Annotated in this window: 23 protein-coding genes and 1 riboswitch; of the genes, 10 read left to right on the forward strand and 13 right to left on the reverse strand. The window is 65.8% G+C overall.

The window, feature by feature from the left end; translation table 11 throughout:
• The coding region (locus tag MK313_RS14740; protein WP_287782537.1) for a winged helix-turn-helix domain-containing protein at nucleotides 1–408 on the forward strand (408 nt) is incomplete at its 5' end.
• Between the two features lie 69 nt (nucleotides 409–477).
• Here the strand turns inward: MK313_RS14740 and MK313_RS14745 are convergent.
• From MK313_RS14745 to MK313_RS14770, 6 genes are all read right to left on the reverse strand, one after another.
• The gene (locus tag MK313_RS14745) at nucleotides 478–1,347 is read right to left on the reverse strand and encodes a CheR family methyltransferase (RefSeq protein WP_008945674.1); all 870 of its coding nucleotides are present in this window, start codon (nucleotides 1,345–1,347) and stop codon (nucleotides 478–480) included.
• Complete coding sequence (locus MK313_RS14750; RefSeq protein WP_244922238.1) at nucleotides 1,344–2,501, reverse strand: protein-glutamate methylesterase/protein-glutamine glutaminase; 1,158 nt, start codon at nucleotides 2,499–2,501, stop codon at nucleotides 1,344–1,346. The genes MK313_RS14745 and MK313_RS14750 overlap by 4 nt, the downstream gene beginning before the upstream one ends.
• Entirely contained in the window at nucleotides 2,501–2,866 is a 366-nt protein-coding gene (locus MK313_RS14755) for a response regulator (RefSeq protein ID WP_008945758.1), read from the reverse strand. Before MK313_RS14755 ends, MK313_RS14750 begins: the two co-directional genes overlap by 1 nt.
• Nucleotides 2,867–2,962: 96 nt before the next feature.
• The gene (locus tag MK313_RS14760; protein WP_008945757.1) at nucleotides 2,963–3,454 is read right to left on the reverse strand and encodes a chemotaxis protein CheW; all 492 of its coding nucleotides are present in this window, start codon (nucleotides 3,452–3,454) and stop codon (nucleotides 2,963–2,965) included.
• A gap of 8 nt (nucleotides 3,455–3,462) precedes the next feature.
• Entirely contained in the window at nucleotides 3,463–6,204 is a 2,742-nt protein-coding gene (locus MK313_RS14765) for a chemotaxis protein CheW (protein ID WP_008945756.1), read from the reverse strand.
• Between the two features lie 193 nt (nucleotides 6,205–6,397).
• Complete coding sequence (locus tag MK313_RS14770; protein ID WP_287782541.1) at nucleotides 6,398–7,051, reverse strand: histidine phosphotransferase family protein; 654 nt, start codon at nucleotides 7,049–7,051, stop codon at nucleotides 6,398–6,400.
• Between the two features lie 68 nt (nucleotides 7,052–7,119).
• On the opposite strand from MK313_RS14770, the gene MK313_RS14775 reads away from it, so the two are divergent.
• The 3 genes from MK313_RS14775 to fdhF all read left to right on the forward strand — a co-directional run bounded on the left by MK313_RS14775 (nucleotide 7,120) and on the right by fdhF (nucleotide 11,940).
• On the forward strand, nucleotides 7,120–7,335 hold the full coding sequence (locus MK313_RS14775; protein ID WP_287782543.1) for a DUF3553 domain-containing protein: 216 nt from the start codon (nucleotides 7,120–7,122) through the stop codon (nucleotides 7,333–7,335).
• 148 nt (nucleotides 7,336–7,483) lie between these two features.
• Complete coding sequence (locus MK313_RS14780) at nucleotides 7,484–9,175, forward strand: NAD(P)H-dependent oxidoreductase subunit E (RefSeq protein WP_287782545.1); 1,692 nt, start codon at nucleotides 7,484–7,486, stop codon at nucleotides 9,173–9,175.
• Nucleotides 9,172–11,940: a formate dehydrogenase subunit alpha gene (fdhF, locus tag MK313_RS14785; RefSeq protein ID WP_287782547.1), complete on the forward strand. Its 2,769-nt coding sequence runs from the start codon at nucleotides 9,172–9,174 to the stop codon at nucleotides 11,938–11,940. The genes MK313_RS14780 and fdhF overlap by 4 nt, the downstream gene beginning before the upstream one ends.
• 247 nt (nucleotides 11,941–12,187) lie before the next feature.
• Here fdhF and MK313_RS14790 read toward each other — a convergent pair whose 3' ends face one another.
• Nucleotides 12,188–12,682, reverse strand: a complete 495-nt coding sequence (locus MK313_RS14790) for an Lrp/AsnC family transcriptional regulator (RefSeq protein WP_008945751.1) — start codon at nucleotides 12,680–12,682, stop codon at nucleotides 12,188–12,190.
• A gap of 197 nt (nucleotides 12,683–12,879) precedes the next feature.
• Between MK313_RS14790 and MK313_RS14795 the strand changes: the two genes are divergently transcribed.
• The 4 genes from MK313_RS14795 to MK313_RS14810 all read left to right on the forward strand — a co-directional run bounded on the left by MK313_RS14795 (nucleotide 12,880) and on the right by MK313_RS14810 (nucleotide 17,003).
• On the forward strand, nucleotides 12,880–13,854 hold the full coding sequence (locus tag MK313_RS14795) for a mitochondrial fission ELM1 family protein (RefSeq protein WP_287782548.1): 975 nt from the start codon (nucleotides 12,880–12,882) through the stop codon (nucleotides 13,852–13,854).
• Nucleotides 13,855–13,917: 63 nt separating this feature from the next.
• Complete coding sequence (locus MK313_RS14800) at nucleotides 13,918–14,544, forward strand: 2OG-Fe(II) oxygenase (protein WP_287782549.1); 627 nt, start codon at nucleotides 13,918–13,920, stop codon at nucleotides 14,542–14,544.
• 41 nt (nucleotides 14,545–14,585) lie between these two features.
• Complete coding sequence (locus tag MK313_RS14805) at nucleotides 14,586–16,499, forward strand: hypothetical protein (protein ID WP_287782551.1); 1,914 nt, start codon at nucleotides 14,586–14,588, stop codon at nucleotides 16,497–16,499.
• Between the two features lie 3 nt (nucleotides 16,500–16,502).
• Nucleotides 16,503–17,003, forward strand: a complete 501-nt coding sequence (locus MK313_RS14810; RefSeq protein WP_287782553.1) for a GNAT family N-acetyltransferase — start codon at nucleotides 16,503–16,505, stop codon at nucleotides 17,001–17,003.
• Nucleotides 17,004–17,076: 73 nt separating this feature from the next.
• Here the strand turns inward: MK313_RS14810 and rpsU are convergent, their stop codons facing one another.
• On the reverse strand, nucleotides 17,077–17,280 hold the full coding sequence (rpsU, locus tag MK313_RS14815; RefSeq protein WP_008945746.1) for a 30S ribosomal protein S21: 204 nt from the start codon (nucleotides 17,278–17,280) through the stop codon (nucleotides 17,077–17,079).
• A 170-nt stretch (nucleotides 17,281–17,450) separates the two neighbouring features.
• Here rpsU and def point away from each other — a divergent pair, with 170 nt between their 5' ends.
• Both def and MK313_RS14825 read left to right on the forward strand, forming a co-directional pair.
• Entirely contained in the window at nucleotides 17,451–18,011 is a 561-nt protein-coding gene (gene def / locus MK313_RS14820; protein WP_287782555.1) for a peptide deformylase, read from the forward strand.
• Between the two features lie 29 nt (nucleotides 18,012–18,040).
• Complete coding sequence (locus MK313_RS14825; RefSeq protein WP_287782557.1) at nucleotides 18,041–18,706, forward strand: COQ9 family protein; 666 nt, start codon at nucleotides 18,041–18,043, stop codon at nucleotides 18,704–18,706.
• Between the two features lie 11 nt (nucleotides 18,707–18,717).
• On the opposite strand, the gene MK313_RS14830 is transcribed toward MK313_RS14825, so the two are convergent.
• The 5 genes from MK313_RS14830 to MK313_RS14850 form a co-directional block, all read right to left on the reverse strand.
• The gene (locus tag MK313_RS14830; RefSeq protein WP_287782559.1) at nucleotides 18,718–20,109 is read right to left on the reverse strand and encodes a CoA transferase; all 1,392 of its coding nucleotides are present in this window, start codon (nucleotides 20,107–20,109) and stop codon (nucleotides 18,718–18,720) included.
• 4 nt (nucleotides 20,110–20,113) lie between these two features.
• On the reverse strand, nucleotides 20,114–20,413 hold the full coding sequence (locus MK313_RS14835) for a cupin domain-containing protein (RefSeq protein WP_287782561.1): 300 nt from the start codon (nucleotides 20,411–20,413) through the stop codon (nucleotides 20,114–20,116).
• Between the two features lie 48 nt (nucleotides 20,414–20,461).
• On the reverse strand, nucleotides 20,462–21,034 hold the full coding sequence (locus tag MK313_RS14840) for a TMEM165/GDT1 family protein (RefSeq protein ID WP_008945741.1): 573 nt from the start codon (nucleotides 21,032–21,034) through the stop codon (nucleotides 20,462–20,464).
• A 15-nt stretch (nucleotides 21,035–21,049) separates the two neighbouring features.
• A riboswitch (yybP-ykoY riboswitch) is annotated at nucleotides 21,050–21,245 on the reverse strand.
• 197 nt (nucleotides 21,246–21,442) lie between these two features.
• Nucleotides 21,443–21,982: an SRPBCC family protein gene (locus MK313_RS14845; RefSeq protein ID WP_287782563.1), complete on the reverse strand. Its 540-nt coding sequence runs from the start codon at nucleotides 21,980–21,982 to the stop codon at nucleotides 21,443–21,445.
• Nucleotides 21,979–22,362 (reverse strand): ArsR/SmtB family transcription factor, encoded by a 384-nt coding sequence (locus tag MK313_RS14850; protein WP_287782564.1) that lies wholly within the window; start codon nucleotides 22,360–22,362, stop codon nucleotides 21,979–21,981. Before MK313_RS14850 ends, MK313_RS14845 begins: the two co-directional genes overlap by 4 nt.
• Between the last annotated feature and the right edge of the window lie 89 nt (nucleotides 22,363–22,451).

The following is a 22,451-nucleotide window of genomic DNA, read 5'->3' on the forward strand; positions in this document are numbered from 1 at the left end:
ATCGTGCGCCGCTCAAAGGGCCATGCCCATTCGGTGATGAAGACCGGCCGCATGGTCGTCGATCTGGATGCGCGCACCGTGGAGGTGGAAGGCAAGCCCGTCCACCTGACCACCAAGGAATACGGCATCCTGGAACTGCTGTCGCTGCGCAAGGGCACGACGCTGACCAAGGAGATGTTCCTCAACCACCTCTATGGCGGCATGGACGAGCCGGAGCTGAAGATCATCGACGTGTTCGTCTGCAAGCTGCGCAAGAAGCTGTCCGTCGCCCTTGGCGGCGACAATTACATCGATACGGTCTGGGGCCGCGGCTATGTGCTGCGCGATCCGGAAGCCCAGCCGGAGGCGGATGTCGCGGCGGCCGGCAAGGGCAAGAAGGCGAAAACCCCAGCCAGCGCCACGGCCTGAAGCCCATACAAGCGGAAACAAAAAGGCGGCCTTCCGGGCCGCCTTTTCTTTTGTCCTGTCGTTTGCTGCCTAGCGTCCACCGGCCGCCGCATTCAGCGTCGGAGTGGCGGGCTTCGCGCCCGACACGGCCTGCGTCAGGCCATACAGCCCTCGCTCGCCGGGGATCGGCTGGAACTTGTCGGAAATGCCCAGCACCGTCTCCGCACCGCCCAGATACAGCACGCCATCCGGCGCCATGCGCTTGGCAATCGCCTCCAGCACCTTGGTCTTGGTCGGCTGGTCGAAATAGATCAGCACGTTGCGGCAGAACACCACATCGAACTGGCCGAGCGGCGTCAGATCATGCAGCAGGTTGTAGGTGCGGAACTGGATGTTCTCGCGTAGCGACGGGTCGACGCGCCACTTGTCGCCTTCCTGCTTGAAATACTTCACCAGCATGGTGATCGGCAGGCCGCGCTGCACCTCGAACTGGGAATAGACACCTTCCTTCGCCCGGTCGATCATGTTCTGGGCAAGGTCGGTGGCCAGCATCTCCACCTTCCACGCGCCGAAGGTCGCCTTTTCCTCGCGCAGCATCATGGAGATGGAATAGGGCTCCTGGCCGCTGGAGCAGGCAGCGCTCCAGATCCGGATGCGCTTGGTTGACTGCCGGGTCTCCATCAGCTTCGGCAGCACCAGCCGCTTCAGCTGGTCGAACGGCTTCATGTCGCGGAAAAACAGCGATTCGTTGGTCGTCATCGCCTCGACGACTGCCGGCACGATGCGGCTGTCCTTCTTCAGGCGGATCGCCTGGGCCAGCTCCTCCAGCGACTTCATGCTGAACTGGCGGGCAACCGGCATCAGCCGGCTTTCCAGCAGATAGACCTTGTCCGTCGTCAGCACGAGGCCGGACTGGTCCTTCAGCAGGGTGGCGAGCAGCGAGAAATCGTCGGGCTTCATGCTGCACTCCTCAGCGCGCGCTCGTAGAGATACGCGCTCATCCGATCAAGCGGCAGCACGGCACTGCACAGGCCGGCCGTCGCGACCGCACCGGGCATGCCCCAGACGACACTGGTTTCCTCATCCTGCGCGGCGACGGTGCCACCGGCCTGGACAGCGACTTCCGACCCGGCCTGGCCATCCTTGCCCATGCCGGTCAGCATCAGCACCAGCAGGCGGCTGCCATAGGCCTTGGCCAGGCTGCGCAGCATCGGATCGACCGACGGGCGGCAGAAATTTTCCGGCGGATTCTGGTTGAGGCGGATGATCTTCCGGCCGCCTTCCACCTCGATCACCATGTGGTAATTGCCGGGCGCCAGATAGATGCGGTTTGGTGTCACCACCTCACCATCCTTGCCCTCGCGGCAGTCCCAGCCGCTGGCACGCGACAGATGCTCGGCCAGGATCGGCGTGAAGGTCGCCGGCATGTGCTGGGTGATGAAGATGGGTTGCGGCAGATCGCGGCGCAGATTGCCCAGCACCTTCATCAGCGCCTGCGGACCGCCGGTCGAGGAGCCGATGGCAATCGCCTCCGGCTGCTGGCGGTTGGTGTCTGTGCGCAGGGCAATGCGGGCGGCGGGCTTCGCCACCGGTGCGGCAGCGGCGGGCCGCCGGTCAGCGCTGAAGCGCGCCGGCTGGGCAACCGATGGTGCCTTGCCGCCGCTGACCTTGCGGCGCGCGGCCCCCAGCACCTTGATCTTCTGCACCAGCTCGCGCTTGAAATCAGCGGCGGAGACCAGCGCCCCGGTGGTGGTCGGCTTCGGGATATAGTCCTTGGCACCGGCCTGCATGGCGCGCAGGCTGATATCGGCGTTCTTCAGCGTCAGCGTCGAGGACATGATGATCTGAAGATTCGGATTGATCTTCAGAAGCTTCGGCAGGGCCGTCAGCCCGTCCATGCGCGGCATCTCGATGTCCAGCACCGCGACCTCGATGTCGTTGCGCTCCAGCGCGCGCAAGGCCATCTCGCCATCGCCGACCGAGGCAACGATCTCGATGTCCGGCTCGGCCGATATCACCTTGGTGTACAGCCCGCGGATCACCGCCGAATCATCGACCAGCATGATGCGATAGGGCGCGCCCCCCGCTCCGCCACCTGCGGCACCGGCGGGCATCAGATCAGCCCCACTTGCTGGAACTTCGACTGGATGATCTCGCCGTCGAAAGGCTTCATGATGTACTCGTTGGCGCCTGCCATCAGGGCTTCCTGAATGCGCGACATTTCGTTTTCGGTGGTGCAGAACACGACCACCGGCTTGTCGCCGCCTTCCATAGCGCGCAAGGCCCTCAGAAACTCGATCCCGTTCATCACCGGCATGTTCCAGTCAAGCAACACCGCGTCGGGCATATTCTGCTTGCACGCCTCCACGGCCTGCTGCCCATCGGCTGCCTCGGACGTCGCGAAGGAAAGCTGCTCCAGGATTTTCCGGGCAACCATGCGAACCACGCGGGAATCATCGACTATCAGACAGGATTTCATGGGACCGCTTCTATTGCCTCGGCTTGGCGTCTTTGTTTTGCAAGAGAAAGGAACCGCCCTGGTGGCGACGGTCCCTTCCTGTCGTCATGCCCGGCCTCAGGCGGCCTGGGCGCGCGAGAAGTCGAGCAGCCGGTCGACGTCGATCAGCACCAGCAGCTTCTTGTCGAGCCGGGAAATGCCGCTCGACACCTCGCGCCAGCGCGGCTCCAGCGTCGGCGGATTATGCTCGAACGCCTGGTTGGAGAGGTTCAGCACCTCGCCCACCTGATCGACCATCAGGCTGTACAGCTCGCCATGGCTTTCGACCACGACGCTCATTCCCTTGCTATCCGACACCGGCGGCAGGCCGAGACGGCGGCGCATGTCGACCGCGGTCACAATGCGGCCGCGCAGGTTCAGCGAACCGGCAATCTCCGGCGGCGCCAGCGGGATGCGGGTGATCCGCTGCGGCCCCAGCACATCGTGCACGACGAGCACCGGGAAACCGAACATCTGCTCGGCGACGAAGACAGTAACATATTGCCGGGTCAGTTCCGCTGCCGGGTCGAGGACCTCAGTGGACTGACGGGTTACAAGATCGTTTGCCATCTTCTACCTCACATGATCCCGATGGTCTGCGACAGGGTTTGCAGCAGAGCGTCGCGGTCGTCTTTCGCGACATAATCGTTGAAGCCGGCCTCACGGCCACGGTCGAGGTCGCGCGGGCTGGTGTGCGAGGACAGCGCCACCATCGGCACGTCCTGCCAGCGGCTCTCACGCACCGCCTTGGCGAAGTCGAAGCCGCTCATGCCCGGCATCTCGATGTCGCTGACGATGACATCGAAATCGCGGCCTTCCTCACAATAGGACAGGGCCGTGCTGGCATTTTCCGCCGCCGTGACCTCATAGCCCGCCACGGTCAGCAGCGGCGTCAGCAGGTTGCGGAAGAACGGGCTGTCATCGACCAGCAGCACGCGCTTGCCGGTCAGGTCCTTCTTTTCCTCCGGCAGCGTGGCATCGGCATCGAACCAGTCGGCGAAGGCCTGCGACAGGTAGTGGCCGGCGTCGATGACCTCGGTCGCCTTGCCGCCGATGATGGCGCTGCCCATCAGGCCGCGCCGCTCGGTCTTCATGTTGATCTCGATACGGTCCTCGATGATATCGACGATCTCGTCGACCATCAGGCCCATCGCCCGCTCCTTCTCGGCGAACACCAGCACCGGCTGGGTGCCCTCGGACTTCACCTGATAGCCGTCGAAGATCGGCACCAGCGGCATCAGGCGGCCGCGATACTGCACCACCGGACGGCCATCCGACCATTCGACCTTGGAGCAGTCGATCTCCTCCAGGCGTGCCACCAGGGCCAGCGGCACCGCCTTCGGGCTTTCGTCGCCGGCACGGAACACCAGCAGCGAGGTCCGGGCGCGCGAGGCGCTGGAATCGATGGCCAGGGTCTCGTTGCGCTTGTCGTCCAGGGTGACGCCGATCTCGCCGGTCGCGGCGGCGATGCCGTTGGGATCGAGGATCATGATGACACTGCCATCGCCCAGGATGGTGTTGCCGGAGAACAGCGAGATGGAGCGCAGGATCGGCGCCACCGGCTTCACCACGATTTCCTCGGTGTCGAACACGCGGTCGACGATGATGCCGAAGGTATAGGTACCGACCTGGGTGACGACGATGAAGCTGTCGCGCTCGCCGTCGGTCTCCACCGCGTCCATGTCCAGCATCTTCGCCAGCGACACCAGCGGCAGCAGGCGGTCGCGCAGGCGCAGCACCGGCACATCGTTCAGCATCTCGATCTGATGCTCGGAATTGTTCGAGGCACGCACTAGCTCGACCACGCTGATCTGCGGGATCGCGAAACGCTCGCCCCGGCATTCCACGACCAGCGCGGAGACGATGGCCAGCGTCAGCGGGATCTTGATCATGAAGGTCGAGCCCTTGCCTTCCTGGCTGTTGAGCTCAATGGTGCCGCCGATCTTCTCGATGTTGGTGCGCACCACATCCATGCCGACGCCGCGGCCGGACACGGAGGTTACCTGCGCCGCCGTCGAGAAGCCGGCCTTGAAGATGAACTGCTGGATCTGCTGGGTGGTCATGCCTTCCAGGTCGGCCTCGCTGGCCAGCCCGTTCTGCAGCACCTTCTGCTTGATCTTCTCGATGTTCAGGCCGCGCCCATCATCGTTGATCTTGATGATGATGTGGCCGCCCTCATGATAGGCGTTCAGCGTGATGACGCCGGTCTCCGGCTTGCCGGCCGCTAGGCGGTCGGCAATCGACTCGATGCCGTGATCGGCCGAGTTGCGCACCATGTGGGTGAGCGGATCCTTGATCAGCTCCAGCACCTGGCGGTCAAGCTCGGTGTCGGCGCCCAGCATGCGCAGATCGATCTTCTTGTTCAGTTCGTGCGACAGGTCGCGCACGATGCGCGGCAGCTTCGCCCAGGCATTGCCAATCGGCTGCATGCGGGTCTTCATGACACCGTCCTGCAGCTCCGACGTCACCTGCGACAGGCGCTGCAGCGGCACGGTGAATTCCGAATCCTTGTAGCGCCGCATGATCTGCAGCAGCTGGTTGCGGGTCAGCACCAGCTCGCTGACCATGGTCATCAGGTTCTCCAGCAGCTCGACCGAGACGCGGATGGTCTGGTTCGCGACCGAGGATTCCTTGCTCTCGTCGGCACTCCGCGCGACCTCGGTCGCGGGCTTGCTGGCAGCCGGAACGGCAGCCGGCTTGCTCGGCACGGCGGCGGCGACAGGCTCCTCTTCCTCTTCTTCCTCAGGCTGCGACGGCGCCATGTCTTCCGGCCCAGGGGTCGCCAGGAACACCGCCTCCAACTCGTCCAGCGACACCTCGCCCGGGCGCGTGCCGACCTCGCCTTCATTGCCGCCCATCGCGGCAGCCTCTTCCTCGGCGGCCATCACTGGCTCCTCGGCAGGCGCGGCGGCAGCGGCAGCCGTCTCTATGGTAACGGTGGTCTCGCCGGCGGCCATCGCGTCCAGGGCGGCGATCAGATCGCTGTCCTCGCCTTCCGGCTCGGCCTCGGTCTCCTCCAGCACCTGGATGATCATCTTGATCCGGTCGAGCGAGGCCAGGATCAGCGTCACCGCCTGCGGCGTCACTTCCAGCTCGCCATCGCGGAACCGGCCCAGCACGTTTTCGGAGGCATGCGCGACCGCTTCCAGTCGCGGCAGCCCCAGGAACCCGCAGGTGCCCTTGATGGTGTGAACGATGCGGAAGATGTTGCTGAGCAGTTCCGGATCGTTCGGGTTCTGCTCCAGGCGCACCAGCTCAACGTCCAGCGTCCCCAGATTCTCGACCGTCTCCGTCAGGAATTCGTTGAGCAGATCATCCATGCTAGACCGTCCTTACGTCATGTAGCCGCGAGAGCGCCGTCAGCGACGATTTCGCCACGGCCATATTAACCAATGAAGGCATACTGAAACAGGACCTTTAAAACTTAGTAAACGTGGCAAAATATTTTTTCGTAAAATCGTACATAATTGCAAATCGAGGCCTGACCAGCCTTTTCCGGGCCGATTCGCACAGCTACACGGTCAGGATGATTGCCCCGTTTTCCTTGGCGATGCGTATCTGCTCGCCACGCCGCGCGGCGATCAACCCGGCGAGATAGGCCGGTGCCGCACGGGGGTCGAGGTCTTCCGGCACAGCGGCCCCGGTCATGCCCGCCAGCAACGCCGCTTCCGTGCCACCCTCCAGCCGGGCATCGGCGCCGGCGGCGCGAATCTGCAGCACCGCGTTACCATCGCCACCGTCAAGCCGCAGGACGCCGCCCCGCGGCAGGGATTCGGCGGCGATGATGGCCAGCAGCAGCACCAGCCGTGCAGCACCCGGACCGGCGGGCAGGCGGTCCAGCGCCCAGTCCGGTCGTACCTTGCCTTCCTGCAGATAGGCCTCGAGCAGGCGGCGGCATTCTTCGGCCGGGAAATTGTCGCGCTCACCGGAGCTGCCAAAGGTGACGCGGAACAGGCTGAGCTTGGCCGACAGCTGGCGCGCGCTGCGGCCGACCAGCGCCATCGCCTCGCCGGTCATGTCATCCCCTGTCATGTCGTTTCCGGCCATATCCTCGCCGCCGAACTCCTCGACCAGCTCGATGCCGTTGACGATGGCGCCGGCCGGGCTGATGAGGTCGTGGCACAGGCGGGAGATCAAAAGATCCATGACCCGCGACTCGATCTGCATTCGCATCTCCTTTTGCTCTATCCTGCCCGCCTTGAACGCAATTGGCGAGGCGAGGCTTAGAAACCGGCATGACGTCCGACCGACGCTACTCACCCTCATCGCCCTATCGCGGCGTGACCATCCTGACGCCCGGCATGCTTGTGCGCCATCCCACCGAGGAGGATTGGGGCATAGGCCAGGTTCAGTCCGTGATCGGCAACCGTGTCACCGTGAATTTCGAACATGTGGGTAAACATTTGATAAATGGCGACGTGATTGCCCTTGTTCCGCTGGACGAAAGCTGACGGATCGCGCTAGGCCTAGTCAGCAAACGGACCAGACGACACATAAGGTCCGGACAGATTGAGGGAGAAAGCCATGCCGCAGGACGGACAGAAGCCGTCAGGCGACGACGCAGCCATCGCCCCCGTAGCCCATCGGCCGGGGCGGCAAATGGGTCGTCTCGCAGGCCGCGATGGTGAGGCTGGCCAGCGCCGGGCCCGTGCCTTCGCCAAGGGCCGGCAGGTGGACCCCAAGGCCATTGTCGAACTTGACTGGCTGCTGGCGGACCGTCCGAAGAGCCGCGACCTGCTGATCGAGCATCTGCACGCCATCCAGGATCATTACGGCCATCTCTCGGCCCGGCATCTGGCGGCGCTGGCCCATCTGATGCGCCTGCCGATGGCGGAAGTGTATGAGGTTGCCACCTTCTACGCTCATTTCGATGTGGTGAAGGAAGGCGAGGAGGCACCGGGCCTGACCATCCGGGTCTGCGACAGCCTGAGCTGCCGGCTGAACGGCGCGGAGGCGATCATCGCCGATCTGGAGACCGATCCGCCGCGCGGCCGGCGCGTCCTGCGCGCGCCCTGCATGGGCGCCTGCGACAAGGCGCCGGTGGCCGCCTATGGCCGCATCCAGCTGACCGGTTGCACGGCTGAGATGCTGCGTGCCGGCGGTCCCTTCCCGCAGCCTGAGGCGGTGCCCTATGACGGGCTGGCAGTCTATATCGAGGGCGGCGGCTACGATCTGCTGCGCGATCTGCGCAAAGGCCGGCTGAGTGCCGAGGACATCATCGCCCAACTCGGCGAAGCTGGCTTGCGCGGCCTGGGCGGTGCCGGCTTCCCGACCGACCGGAAATGGGCGCTGGTGCGCAGCCAGCCCGGCCCGAAATATCTGGCGATCAACGCCGACGAGGGCGAGCCCGGCACCTTCAAGGACCGCTTCTATATGGAGCGCGATCCGCACCGGCTGTTCGAGGGCATGCTGATCGCGGCCACCGTCACCGGCTGCGAGGATATCTATCTCTATCTGCGCGACGAATATCCGCATCTGCGCGGCACTCTCGCCCTGGAACTGCATCATCTGCGGGAGTCCGGCATTCCCGGCGACATCCGCATCCATCTGCGGCGCGGCGCCGGCGCCTATATCTGCGGCGAAGAATCGGCGATGATCGAATCGATCGAGGGCAAGCGCGGCCTGCCCCGCCACCGCCCGCCCTATGTCGCGGAGAAGGGCATCTTCGGGCGGCCAACGCTGGTGAACAATGTCGAGACGTTGTTCTGGGTGCGCGACATATTGCAGGATGGGGCGGACTGGTTCGCTGGGCTGGGGCGGCGCGGCCACAAGGGCATCCGCGCCTTCTCCGTCTCCGGCCGGGTGCGGGAGCCTGGCGTGAAGCTGGCGCCGGCCGGCATCACCGCGCGCGAGCTGATCGACGAATATTGCGGCGGCATGGCGGACGGCCACGCCTTCAAGGCCTATCTGCCAGGCGGTGCCTCGGGCGGCATCCTGCCGGAAAGCCTTGCCGACATCCCGCTCGATTTCGGCACGCTGGCCGAGCATGGCTGCTTCGTCGGCAGCCATGCCGTCATCATCCTGTCGGACAAGGACAATGTGGCCGACGCGGCGCTGAACCTGATGCGCTTCTTCGCGCATGAAAGCTGCGGCCAGTGCACGCCCTGCCGACTGGGTACCGAGAAGGCGGCGGCACTGATGGCGGAGCGGGAATGGGACGAAACCCTGCTGGGCGATCTCGCACAGGCGATGCGGGATGCCTCGATCTGCGGGCTGGGACAGGCCGCCCCCAACCCGATGATGAGCGTGCTGAAATTCTTCCCGGAAGACATTGCGGGGAAACGGCCATGACCGGCCCCATCCGCTTCACTCTGGACGGGCACGAGGTCGAGGCCGCGCCCGGTGAGACGATCTGGCAGGCCGCGCAGCGTCTGGGTACCGAGATTCCGCATCTCTGCCACAAGCCCTCCCCCGGCTACCGCCCCGATGGCAATTGCCGCGCCTGCATGGTGGAGATCGAGGGCGAACGCACGCTGGCAGCCTCCTGCATCCGTCAGCCCGCCGCCGGCATGAATGTGAAAACCGCCTCGGAGCGTGCGAAAGCGTCGCGACGCATGATCTTCGAGCTGCTGCTGGCCGACCAGCCGGCGCGGGAGCAGGCGCATGATCCGGCCAGCAGCTTCTGGCACTGGGCGCAGGCGATGGATGTGGCGGACAGCCGTTTCCCGGCACGGCCCGCCCGCCCGAAGCCGGATTCCAGCCATCCCGCCATCGCGGTCAATCTGGATGCCTGCATCCAGTGCAACCTGTGCGTCCGCGCCTGCCGAGAGGTGCAGGTGAATGACGTGATCGGCATGGCCGGACGCGGCCATGAGTCCGAGATCGTGTTCGATTTCGCCGACCCGATGGGTGACAGCACCTGCGTGGCCTGCGGCGAATGCGTGCAGGCGTGCCCGACCGGCGCGCTGATGCCGGCCAGCCTGCTGAAGGAGGATGGCCTGCCCGGCAAGCAGCCGGAGCGCACGGTGGACAGCCTGTGCCCCTATTGCGGCGTCGGTTGCCAGCTGACCTTCCAGATATCAGATAACCGGATTCTTGCAGTGAAGGGCCGCGACGGTCCGGCCAACCACAACCGGCTGTGCGTGAAGGGGCGCTACGGGTTCGACTATGTGCATTCGCCGGAACGGCTGACAAAGCCGCTGATCCGCCGGGAAGATGCCCCGAAGGCACGCGCGCTGGAGGTCGATCCCGCCAACCCATTGACGCATTTCCGCGAGGCAAGCTGGGAGGAAGCGCTGGAGGTTGCGGCATCCGGCCTTGCCCGCATTCGCGACACCCACGGGCCCGACGCGCTGGCCGGTTTCGGCTCCGCCAAGGGCTCGAACGAGGAGGCCTATCTGTTCCAGAAGCTGGTTCGCACCGGCTTCGGCACCAACAATATCGACCATTGCACACGGCTGTGCCACGCCTCCTCGGTCGCGGCGTTGATGGAGGGCATTGGTTCCGGCGCGGTGACGGCACCCTTCTACGACTGCGCCCATTCCGACGTGATCATCGTCATCGGCGCCACGCCGACGGTGAACCATCCGGTTGCCGCGACCTTCATCAAGAACGCGGCCAAGCGCGGCGCGAAGCTGGTGGTCATGGACCCGCGCGGCCAGGGGCTGACGCGCCACGCCCATCTGCATCTGCAATTCCGCGGCGGAACCGATGTGGCTCTGCTGAACGGCATGATCCATACCATCATTGAGGAAGGGCTGACCGACCCCGCCTATATCGAGCGCTTCACCGAGGGCTTCGAGGAGCTGAAGGCCCGCACCGCCGCCTTCACCCCGGAACGCATGGAAGGCGTGTGCGGCATTCCCGCCGCCACCATCCGCGAGGTCGCCAGGCTGTATGCGCAGGCCAAGGCGGCGATGATCTTCTGGGGCATGGGCGTCTCGCAGCACACCCATGGCACCGACAATGCGCGCTGCCTGATCGCGCTGGCGCTGCTGACCGGGCAGGTCGGGCGGCCCGGCACCGGGCTGCACCCCCTGCGCGGCCAGAACAATGTGCAGGGCGCATCCGACGCCGGCCTGATCCCGATGTTCCTGCCGGATTACCGCCCGGTCGGCGATGCGGAAATCCGCGGCAGCTTCGAGGGCGCCTGGGGACACGACATCGCCCCGCAGGCCGGGCTGACCGTGGTGGAGATCATGAATGCCGCCCATCGCGGCGAGATACGCGGCATGTACATCATGGGCGAGAACCCGGCCATGTCGGACCCGGACCAGGCCCATGTGCGCGAAGCGCTGGCGAAGCTCGACCATCTGGTGGTGCAGGAAATCTTCCTGACCGAGACCGCCGCCTTCGCCGATGTCATCCTGCCGGCGACCGCCTTCCCGGAGAAGGATGGCAGCTTCACCAACACCAACCGGCAGGTGCAGATTGGCCGCAAGGCCATCGACGCACCGGGCGATGCGCGGCCCGACTGGTGGATCATCCAGGAGATCGCCAACCGGCTGGGCCTCCGCTGGCACTACAGCCACCCGCGCGAGGCCTATGAGGAGATGCGCGGCCTGATGCCCTCGATCCGGGGCATCAGCTGGGAGCGGCTGGAACGCGCGGGCTCCGTCACCTATCCCTGCGACAGCGCGGACGATCCGGGACAGGAGGTGATCTTCGGCGACGGCTTTCCGACGGAGAGCGGCAAGGCACGCTTCGTCGCCGCCGACATTCTGCCGCCGGACGAGATGCCGGACAAAGACTATCCCTTCGTGCTGACCACCGGGCGGGTGTTGGAACACTGGCATACCGGCGCCATGACACGGCGCGCCACCGTGCTGGACGCCATCGAGCCGGAACCCTTCTGCCATCTGTCGCCGGCCGATCTGGTGGCAGCCGGTATCGAGCCGGGGGAGACGATCCGGGTGCGCACGCGGCGCGGCGCCATCGCGCTGAAGGCTCGCGCCGACACCGACATGCCCAGCGGCACGATCTTCATCCCGTTCTGCTATGCGGAGGCGGCGGCCAATTTCCTGACAAATCCGGCGCTCGATCCGTTCGGCAAGATACCGGAGCTGAAATTCTGCGCCGCGCGGGTGGAACGCACCAATCTGGAAGCGGCGGAGTAGCACCGTTCCCCCTCACCCAGCTCCCCCAAGGGGGCGAGGAAAAAGAAATAGGAATCGCCTATCGGTGCCGCTTTCTTCAGCCGTCATTCCCGGCCTTGTGCCGGGAATCCAGGGTCCAGCCTGCTCCGGCGGTCATCCAGCGAGCGGAGGCCTAGACCCCCGCAACAAGTGCGGGGGTGACGGGCGGAGTAGGTGGCGACGGAATAGAGTGGGCGCGCAGCGTCCGGGTGAGGGGAGACCGTTTCCCCTACTCCTCGACCGCGTCCACGTCAATGGGCACGCCGGGCGCGTATTTCGTGGTCTGCAGCACCTGCATGGTCTTCACATGGTTCACGTTCGGCGCGGCGGTCAGCCGTTCGTCCACGAAGGTCTTGTAAGCATCCCAGTTCTCCGCCACGACCTTCAGCAGGAAATCCGCCTCGCCGGCCAGCATGTGGCACTCGCGCACCTCGGCCCAGCCATTCACCGTGTCCTCGAACATCCGGAGGTCGGCCTTGGCCTGGCTGGACAGGCCGATCAGCGCGAACACCGTCAGCTCATAGCCCAGCAGTTCCGGCGCGATATCGGCGTGGTAGCCGCGGATGAAGCCCGCCTCCTCCAGCGCGCGCACGCGGCGCAGGCAGGGCGGTGCGGAGATACCGGCGCGGCGCGCCAGATCCACATTGGTCATCCGCCCATTCTGCTGAAGATCGTCGAGGATGCGTCGGTCGATACGGTCGAGTTTCACGCGCCGGGTCGGCATAAGGCTTCCTTGGAGGGTGAGAGGCTTGATACCGGGCCTCCCTGCTGGCCCGATTTTGCGCAACTATATAACAACAAGTCGCAAGTCGTGCAATTATGTTGCGCAATATTTTTACCCGGCGCGCATCCGGCTTGCCCGTCCTTATCGCGCATGTCAGGGTGCCGCCCCTTCACGGCGTTCACGGGAATTATGCGCGCATGGACACAGCGGCACTGACCTGCTGGGTGGTGACCGACGGCAAGGTCGGCATGGAGATTCAGGCCATCGGCCTTGCCGAGGCGCTGAGCATCCAGCCGGTGGTGAAGCGGATCGCCCCCGCCCTGCCCTGGCGCTGGCTGCCGCCCTCCCCGCTCTGGGCCTCGCTTGGCGCCGCCGGGCCGGGCGGCGACCGCCTGGACCCGCCCTTCCCCGATATCCTGATCGCCAGCGGCCGGCAGTCGGCCGGCCCCGCCATCGCCATGCGCAAGGCGAGCGGCGGCAGGACCTTTACCGTGCAGATACAGGACCCGAAGGTCGATCCCCGGCATTTCGACCTGATGATCGTGCCGGAACATGACACGGTGCGCGGCGACAATGTGTTCACCACCTTCGGTTCGCTGAACCGCGTCACCCGCGCCCGGCTGGACGATGAGGCCGCGAAGTTCGCGCAGCAACTCGCCCATCTGCCGCGCCCGCTGGTGACCGTCTCGGTCGGCGGCAGCAATGACCGCTACCGGCTGGACATGGCCGCCATCGATACGTTGTGCGACCGGTTGCTGGCGCTGACGCGGGAACAAGGCGTGGGCCTTGCCGTCACCCCCTCGCGGCGCACCGGTGCGGAGAATGAACGCCGCCTGCGCGAGCGGCTGGCCGGCGCGCCGGCGGTGGTCTGGGACGGCACCGGCGACAACCCCTATTTCGGCTATCTGGGCCTCGCCGACTATCTCGTCGTCACCTGCGATTCGGTGAACATGGTCTCGGAGGCCTGCGCCACCGGCAAGCCGGTGCATGTCGTCATGCTGGAGGGCGGCAGCGCCAAATTCACGCGCTTCCACGATGCGATGCGCAAGGCCGGCTATACGCGGCCCTTTACCGGCGCGCTGGAGGACTGGACCTACACGCCGCTGGACGAGACCGCCCGCGCCGCCGCTGAGGTAACGCTCCACCTCACCCTGCGACAGCCTGCGGCATGACGCGGCGTTGTAATTGACGGCGGCGGGCCGTACATATTCGGTCATGCAAATGGGTGGCCCGCGATGAGCATGATCGATCTGGACTCCTTCCGCGCGAAGACGCTGGAAAGTGACCCCTTCCCCTATCTGGTGCTGGAGAATTTCGTGCGGCCCGATGTCGCCGCCGAGATCGAGCGCGATTTCCCGGATATCGGCAAGGGCGGCAGCTACGACCTGTCCACCGTCACGCCCGGCCCCGCCATGCAGGCGTTGATCGGGGAGCTTCAGGGCGATGCCGTGCGCGATGCCTTCGCGGAGAAGTTCGGCATCGACCTGACCGGCCGCCCCACCACCTTCACCCTGCGTGGCATGAGCCGGGAGAAGGATGGCCGCATCCACACCGACAGCAAGACCAAGCTGATCACCGTGCTGATCTACCTGAACCGCGACTGGCAGGACGGTGCCGAGGGCGGGCGGCTTCGCATGCTGCGCTCCTCCAGCGATCTGGAAGACTATGTCGCCGAGGTGCCGCCCGGATTCGGCACCATGGTCGCCTTCAAATGCGTGGACAATGCCTGGCACGGGCACAAGCCCTTCGTCGGGCAGCGCCGCTCCATCCAGCTGAACTGGGTGGTCAGCGAGGAGGCCGTCGCCGCCAGCCGCAGCCGGCACCGCATCTCCGCCTTCTTCAAGAAGCTGCTGCCGGCCTGATCCGGCGCTCCCGATAACAAGAAACCGAAAAGCGACGCGACATGGCGCTGAAGATCGAGACCTTCAACAATTTGACCGGCGGCCACGCCTTCTTCAAGGCGATCGGCCATCCGCTGTCGCTGGCGCCGATTACCGCGCTGCTGGAGAAGCTGGGCAAGGCCGGGCCGGTCGCGGTGTACGACCCGCTGGGCTTCCTGCAGCCCTTCGCGGAAATCCATAGTATGGGCGGGCTGAGCCTCGCCGGCCTCTATGTCCAGAATATCGACAAGGTGGGCGATACCCTGCTCGGCCAGCCGGCGCAGCCGGTGACCGCGCTGAAGGACAGCGGCGCCAAGGCCGTGTTCGTCGTCGCCTATGACGCCGGCCGGCTGATCGACCATATCCGCCATCTGGTGCCCGCCGGGGCAAGCATCGCCTCGCTGGATGAAGCCCGGCTGCCCGAGGACATGCTGACCAACCGGCGCACCTATCTCGACCCGTTGAACTTCGCCACCAACATCGCGCTGTTCCGCGACGGGGGCGGCCATCATACCCGCGTGGTAACAGCGAATTACTGGGCCGGCTACGGCGCCACCGGCGTCTCGCTCTGGTGCTGCCTGTTCGATGCCGATGGCAAGCGGCTGGCCGACTGGCGCGAGACCCTGCCGGACGCCGCCGCCAGCGTGGTGCTGGACAGCAAGGAGGTTCGCGCCCGCCTTGGCCTCGGCGATTTCTGCGGCAGCCTGCTGCTGCACGCCATCGGGGTGCGCGGCCATGATGTCGTGAAATACGCGCTGGATACCTATGGCGATGCGACGTCAATGCTGTCCTGTACCCATGACGCCAATGCCTGGCCGGCCGATTTCTATGCCGGCCTGCCCGCTCCGGCAGAGGGCGAGCGGGTGCTGCTCTGGCTGCAGAACGCGCATCCCGCCCCGATCCCGGCCGGCGGCATCGGCCTCAACCTGATGGGTAGCCAGCAGATCGCCTGGCTCGACCGGGAAATCCCCGGCTTCGGCTGTCATGCGCTGGAGGTCGCCGAACTGCTGCCGGATGCACGCTGGCCGCAGCAGATCGAAATCCAGGCCGGCAAGTATATCGTCCGCCCGCGCTACGAGGTGGTGCAGGAAAATGGCCGCCGCCGCATCGCGCATGCCAATGTGGAGCGCGTCGATCTGAAGCCCGATCCACGCCTGCCGGAGATTTCCAACCTGATGGGCAAGGGCTTCGTGCTGCCGGCCCCGGTGCTGCCGACCGACCGTTTCGAGTCGATCCTGCTGCCCACCCCGATGGCCACCACGCAGGATACTTTGCCCGTCGCGGTCGCAATCTATGACGAGAAGGGCCGCGAGGTCGCACAGCAGCGCCTCGGTACGCTGAAGCGCAGCGACAGCGTCGCGGTCGAGCTGAAGACGCTTGTGAACGGCCATCTGAAGGGCGGCTATGGCCATGTCGAGCTGATCTACGACTTCGCCAATGGCGGCGCCGGCGATGGCTGGCTGCACGGCCTGTTCCGCTATCGCGACCGGCTGACTGGCCATGCCGCCGATTCCAGCTTCGGCGCGCATATCTTCAACACGGTGCTGACCTACAGGAACGAGCCGCAGAGCTATGCCGGCCGCGCGCCCGGCCTCTCGACCCGGCTGTTCCTGCGCCTGGGCTCCGAACCGCTCGACACGATCTGCCACCTGATCTATCCGGCCTCCACGCCCTGGCACGGCACCTCGCAGACCGATCTGGTGCTGACCTCGGCAAAGGGTGAGGAGATCGCCACGAAGCGGGTGGAGATCGCCTGCTCTGGCAGCTTCTTCTTCCGCTATTCCGAAGTGTTCGACGACGCCACGCGGGCGAAGGCCGGCGATGGTGCCTACATCCTGATCCGCGACGTGACCTGCCGGTTGTTCGGCTTCCACGGGCTGATCCACGAGGCAGGGCCGGATGGCGCCTTCAGCCTGGACCATATGTTCGGCTTCTGAGCGATGACGGATATCCGCCTGCGGCTGGCCGGTGCTGAGGATATTCCGGCCATTGCCGGGCTGATCCGCGACATCGACCTGTATTACCGCTCGCCGGATGTCCAGACGGTCGAGGCGACCGAGGCTAAGCTGCGCCAGCATGATTTCGGCGGCACCGCCAAGTTCGAGATATTGCTGGCCGAGGCCGATGACGGCGAGGGCTGGCAGGCCGCCGGCATCGCCACGCTGGCGACGCTCTATTCCACCAACGCCTCGCGGCCGGCCTTCTTCATCAAGGATCTGTTCGTGCGGGAGGCCTGGCGCGGCCATGGGCTGGGCCGGCAGCTGATGCGCCGGATCGCGGCGCTGGCGCTGGAACGCGATTACGCCCGCATCGACTGGACCGCCGAATCCGGCAGCCCGGACACGCTGCGCTTCTACGATGCCATCGGCGCGCAGCGGCGGGAGGAGAAAATCTTCTTCCGCCTGAATGGCGAAAACCTGCGCAGGCTGGCGGAGGAATAAGTCCTTCCGGCAACACAAAAAGCCGCCTCACCGAGGCGGCTTAAAATGTCCCGTGCAAGGGAAGAAGGGCTGTTTAGAAGCCCTCGCGCTCCAGGCGCTTGCGCAGCAGCTTACGATGCCGGCGCACGGCTTCCGCCTTTTCGCGGGCGCGCTTCTCGGACGGCTTTTCGTAGTTACGGCGCAGCTTCATCTCCCGGAAGACACCTTCGCGCTGCATCTTCTTCTTGAGGGCGCGGAGGGCCTGATCGACGTTATTGTCACGGACGACTACTTGCACGGCAGATACTGCTCCTAAGGTCTAATTCGTTCGGGACGGATCAGGGCGCGCCATAGGGCCCGACCGACTTCCATCCATCGAGAGGCGCGCTTGATAGCATAAGCCTTCCCGCTTGTGAAGGGGGTCGAGTCGGCTTTACCGACACCGTACCGCGCCCCATATTGCTAGTTATGAGCATAAAACCGATCCTGCGCATGGGCCACCCCGTGCTGGCCCGCATTGCCGACCCGGTCCAGAACCCGGCCAGCCCCGCCATCGCCGCGCTGGTGGAGGATATGAAGGACAGCCTGGCCGCCGTCGGCGGCACCGGCCTTGCCGCACCGCAGATCGGCGTGCCGCTGCGCGTCGTCATCTTTGCCGTGCCGCCGCACCGGACCACGGGCGCGCCGGACGACGAACCGCAGGACCTGATTGAGCTGATCAACCCGGAGATCGAGCCGCTGGGGCCGGAGATCGCGCTGGGCTGGGAAGGCTGCCTGTCGATTCCCGGCATGCGCGGCGAGGTGCCGCGCCCCGCGCGTATCCGCTATCGCGGGCTGCGCCTCGATGGCACGATGGTGGAGCGTGAGGTTGGCGGCTTTCATGCCCGTGTCGTGCAGCATGAGTGCGACCATCTGGACGGGATGCTCTACCCCATGCGCATGACCGATATGCGAAGCTTCGGCTTCACCGACGAACTGATCGCCGCCGGTACGGCGGCCCCGTTTCCGCAACCGGCAAAGGTGTCCTGATGGCCCGAACCGCTAGCAAGAAGATGGATATGGACGATCTTCCCACCCTGCGCGACGCGCTGATCGAGGCGACGCTGCCGCACATCGCCTTCGATGGATGGGCCGCGCAGGCGCTGCGCCATGGTGCTGCCGACCTGGAACTGCCGCCTGAAGCGGTCGAGCGCGCCTTCCCCGGCGGCGCGGCGGATGCTGTGGCGCATTTCATCGCCAAGGCCGACCGCGAGATGCTGGACGCGCTGGACAAGATGGACCTGCCGTCGATGAAGGTGCGCGATCGTATCGCCACCGCGATCCGCGTGCGGCTGGAACAGGCCGCCGACCACAAGGAAGCGGTGCGCAAGGCACTCGCCTTCACCGCGCTGCCGCAGTATGCCGGCCTGGCGCTGAAATCGCTCTACCGCACGGTGGATGCCATCTGGTACGCGGCGGGCGACACCGCGACGGACTATAATTTCTACACCAAGCGCGCCCTGCTGGCCGGCGTCTATTCGGCGACGCTGCTGTACTGGCTGGAGGACAAGTCGGAAGGGCACGAGGCGACATGGGCCTTCCTCGACCGGCGTATCGCCAATGTGATGAGCATTCCGAAGCTGACCGGCAAGCTGCGCGGCGTGGCGGGCAAGCTGCCCAACCCGTTCCTGCTGTTCCGGGGACCGAAGGGCGGGCGGCGCGGCCCGTTCCGGCCAGCTGCCTAACTGACTTCCGCCTAAAGCCAGACAGGCTCGTGGCTGCCGAGCGGCATGGAAGGCCGCTCCCAGACTGGCGGCGTTTCCGACAGCAACCCGGCATGGCGCACGGCGGTCAGCCGCCCGAAGCCGGATGGACTCTCTTCCAGCAGGTCGGCGACATCCTCCTGTGACGGATCGGGGGCCGAGAACCCGCCCTCGATACGGCCCAGCCCGCGCAGCCAGTGCCCGGTCTGCGCCAGCGACACGCGCACATGCCAGCTGCCGCCCTCCTGCATCTGCCGGGCGAGCGCGGCCATCGCGCCATAGGCCATCAGATAGCCCGACGCATGGTCGAGCGCCTGTGCGGGCAACGGCTTCGGCCCGTCGATGCCGGCAGCCTCGGCCTCCGCCACATTCAGGCCGGATGCGGTCTGCACCAGCGAATCGAAGCCGCGCCGCCCGGCCCACGGCCCGTCAGGACCATAGGCCGATAGCGTCACATAGATGATGCCGGGACGGATCGCCGCCGCCTGCGCCGGCCCGAAACCCAGCGACCCGATGCCGCCCGGCCGGTAGCCCTGCACCAGCACATGCGCGTTACGCAACAGCGCCGTGAACCGTTCCTTGTCCGCCGCCGCACGCAGGTCGAGCTGCGTTGTCCGCTTACCGCGCCCGGTATCGATCACCAGCGGCGCCACCGAGGGCAGATGCGGCGCGGTCACCAGCAGCACGTCGGCGCCATGGGCGGCTAGCGTGCGTCCGGCGACCGGGCCGGCGATGATGCGCGTAAGGTCGAGAACCCGCACACCGGAAAGTGGCCGTTCATCGGGCGGAAGCGTCAGGGGCGGGGCGTCGCCGATCTTCTCCAGGCTCATGACCGGCAATGCAGCGACCGCCTGCCCCTGCGGGTGCGCGTCCCATTCGGCAAAGCTGCGCATGGCGGTGACGACCAGCCTTGCCTCGGCGGCCTGGTGCTCGAAAGCTTCCGCCTTCCAGCCCTTCAGCGCCTCGGCAACCGCCACGCGCTCGCCGGCACAGCCCAGGATCGCCAGCACGCCGTCGCGGTGATGCGGGAAGTTGGTGTGCAGCCGCACCCAGCGCCCGTCGCCACAGCGATAGGTGCCGGCAATGCTGTCCCACAGCTCCGGTGCCGGACCGCCACCGACGCGCAGATAGCGCTCGCTGCGGAACTCCACGGCAGCATGGCGCATATCGACGCTGACGGATTGTTCGCGGCCGCTGCGCAGCCGGTCCAGCTCCGCCGCCGCCAATGCCGAGGCGGCGATGCTGGCCTGCGCCGCCGTCCCGACCGCGAAGGAGGATGGCAGCGCCGGCTCCGCCCCGGTCAGGGTGACGCGCGACAGCGCCGCCTCCGACTGCCCCAGCAGCCGCCACAGGCCGGCGAGTGCGGCAGCGGGAGCGGTCGCCATCACATCACCGCGGCGTCTTGAACTCGATCTCGACGAAGACGATCTCACGGTCGGTCAGGTTGATGACGTCATGCTCGACGCCGGAATCGCGGTAATAGGACTGGCCCATCTTGATCGGACCTTCGGTGCGGCTGCCATCGGGATGCTGCAACGTCAGCACGCCATCCGTCATCGGCACCACGACATAGTCATAGCCATGCTTGTGCCAGCCGGTCGCATGGCCCGGAGGGAAGCGCCACTCGGTCACGCAGACGCGCTCATTATCCACCTGCTGGGTGGCGATGGCGGCGGGATACTCGGCCATGAGGAAAGCTCCAAAGCTGTAAGGAACACTGAGAACTTTCAGAGCCTGTCACGTCAGCCCGTCGAAGCCAAGCAGGACGGTGATGCCGATAACCGCGAAAATCGCCGCCGCCGCCCCATGCACCAGTTTCAGCGGCACATGGCGGGCCGCCGCCTCGCCCAGCAGTACGGCGGGGGTATTGGCAATCATCATGCCAGCCGTGGTGCCGGCAATGACGGCGATCAGCGACTCGAAGCGCGCCGCCAGCACCACGGTGGCGATCTGCGTCTTGTCGCCCATCTCGACCAGGAACATGGAGATCAGCGCCGCCAGGAAGGCACCGCGTCCGCGGAAGCGCGGGGTTTCCTCATCATCCAGCTTGTCGGGCACCAGCATCCAGGCCGCGACGGCCAGGAAGGACAGACCCACCGCCCAGCGCAGCCAGTCACCGCCGATCAGATCGGCCGCCAGCGCGCCGACAATCCCGGCCAGCGCGTGATTGGCGATGGTCGCCACCAGAATGCCGAGCAGCACCGGCACCGGCTGGCGATAGCGGGCAGCCAGCAGCAGCGCCAGCAGCTGCGTCTTGTCGCCGATTTCGGCAAGCGCCACCACACCGGTCGAAACGAGGAAAGCTTCCATGGAACTCATCGGGGCCGGACGGCGGACACACCTGTGACATCGACAGCCCGCCGTCTGACCCGAATGACGGCCGTCGATGCCAAAGGTCTCGCCAAACCGGAAACTGGCTTCCCGCACCATGGAACCAGCGACGGCTCCAAGTCTGTTGATGCGGTCTCCCCTCAATCGCAACTGGTGCGAAGGGGGACGGCTACTCCCCAATGACGGGGCGGACGGTAAAGAGGGGCGCGGAGCCTGTCAAGCGACTGAGGCGTTACCAGGTGACATGCAATTATATGCAATTATGTTGTCATTGCCGGGCTTGACCCGGCAATCCAGGGGCCACCTTCTAAGGCGATGCAGGCAGGGCACCGCCCCTGGACCCCCGGGTCAAGCCCGGGGGTGACAGAAGCCATGTGGTCAACGCCCTCACGCCGGCAGGCGCTGCTCATATTCCTTCCGCAGGCTGACCCAGTGGTCCCAGTGCGGGGCCGGCGTCGTGCCGGCCAGACGCGCGGCCAGGATGTCCAGATGCGCATGCCAGCCGGAGGACACGTTCAGCAGGATGTTCCGGTCGGGGATGCGGCGATGGATGATGGTCAGCAGCACCTTGCCGCCCTGCTCCTCCAGCGAGAAATCGACCTGGCCGGTCTGCTTCTCGCCCCAGCTGATGACCAGCCGGTGCGGCGCCTCGAACTCCAGGATGGTGCAGGTCATCCGGTGCTCTTCGGGCATATGCGCCGGGCGCTGGCCGGGGGGATCGGTCAGCTCGTCATTGCGCCAGACGAACTCGAAGCTGGTACCGGGCTTGCTGCCCATCACGCCGGACGCCAGCCACTGGCGGCGCAGCTCGCCATCCGTCAGATAGGCCCAGACGCGGTCGATGGGGCCGGGCAGCAGGCGTTGGATCTTCAGCGTGGCGGGCTCGATCAGCCGGCCATAGGCATCGAGGGTCATGGTGTCGGTCATGTCTTGTCTCCTTCAGGGGGCTTGGGTGGTGAGGGTTGACGTTGATTGCCGGCATCCTGCTCGCGTAGCAGGCGCTCAAGGATGTCCAGACGCTCGGTCCAGAAGCGCTGGTAGAAGCCCAGCCATTCATGCGCGCTGGCCAGCGGTCCCGGTTCGAGCCGGCAGAGATGGGTTCGGCCGCGTACCTCGCGGCGGATCAGCCCGGCCTTTTCGAGCGTCTTGATGTGCTTGGAGGCCGCCGCCAGCGAAATCGCGAAGGGGTCGGCCAGCTGGCTTACCGTCTTCTCGCCACCGGCCAACGATTGCAGCATCTGCCGCCGCGTTGGGTCGCCGAGGGCGTGGAACACCGTGTCCAGTCGTGTGATTTCATGTTCAACCATAGGGTTGAATATAAGCGGTCAATTTCAATAGTCAACCACTTTGTTGAATGTTAAAAGATGACCCCACGCCTGAGCCATCGAGGACGATG

Origin of the sequence: Oceanibaculum sp. (assembly GCF_022449305.1) — a bacterium.
In the GTDB taxonomy this organism is placed as follows: Bacteria; Pseudomonadota; Alphaproteobacteria; order Oceanibaculales; family Oceanibaculaceae; genus Oceanibaculum; species Oceanibaculum indicum.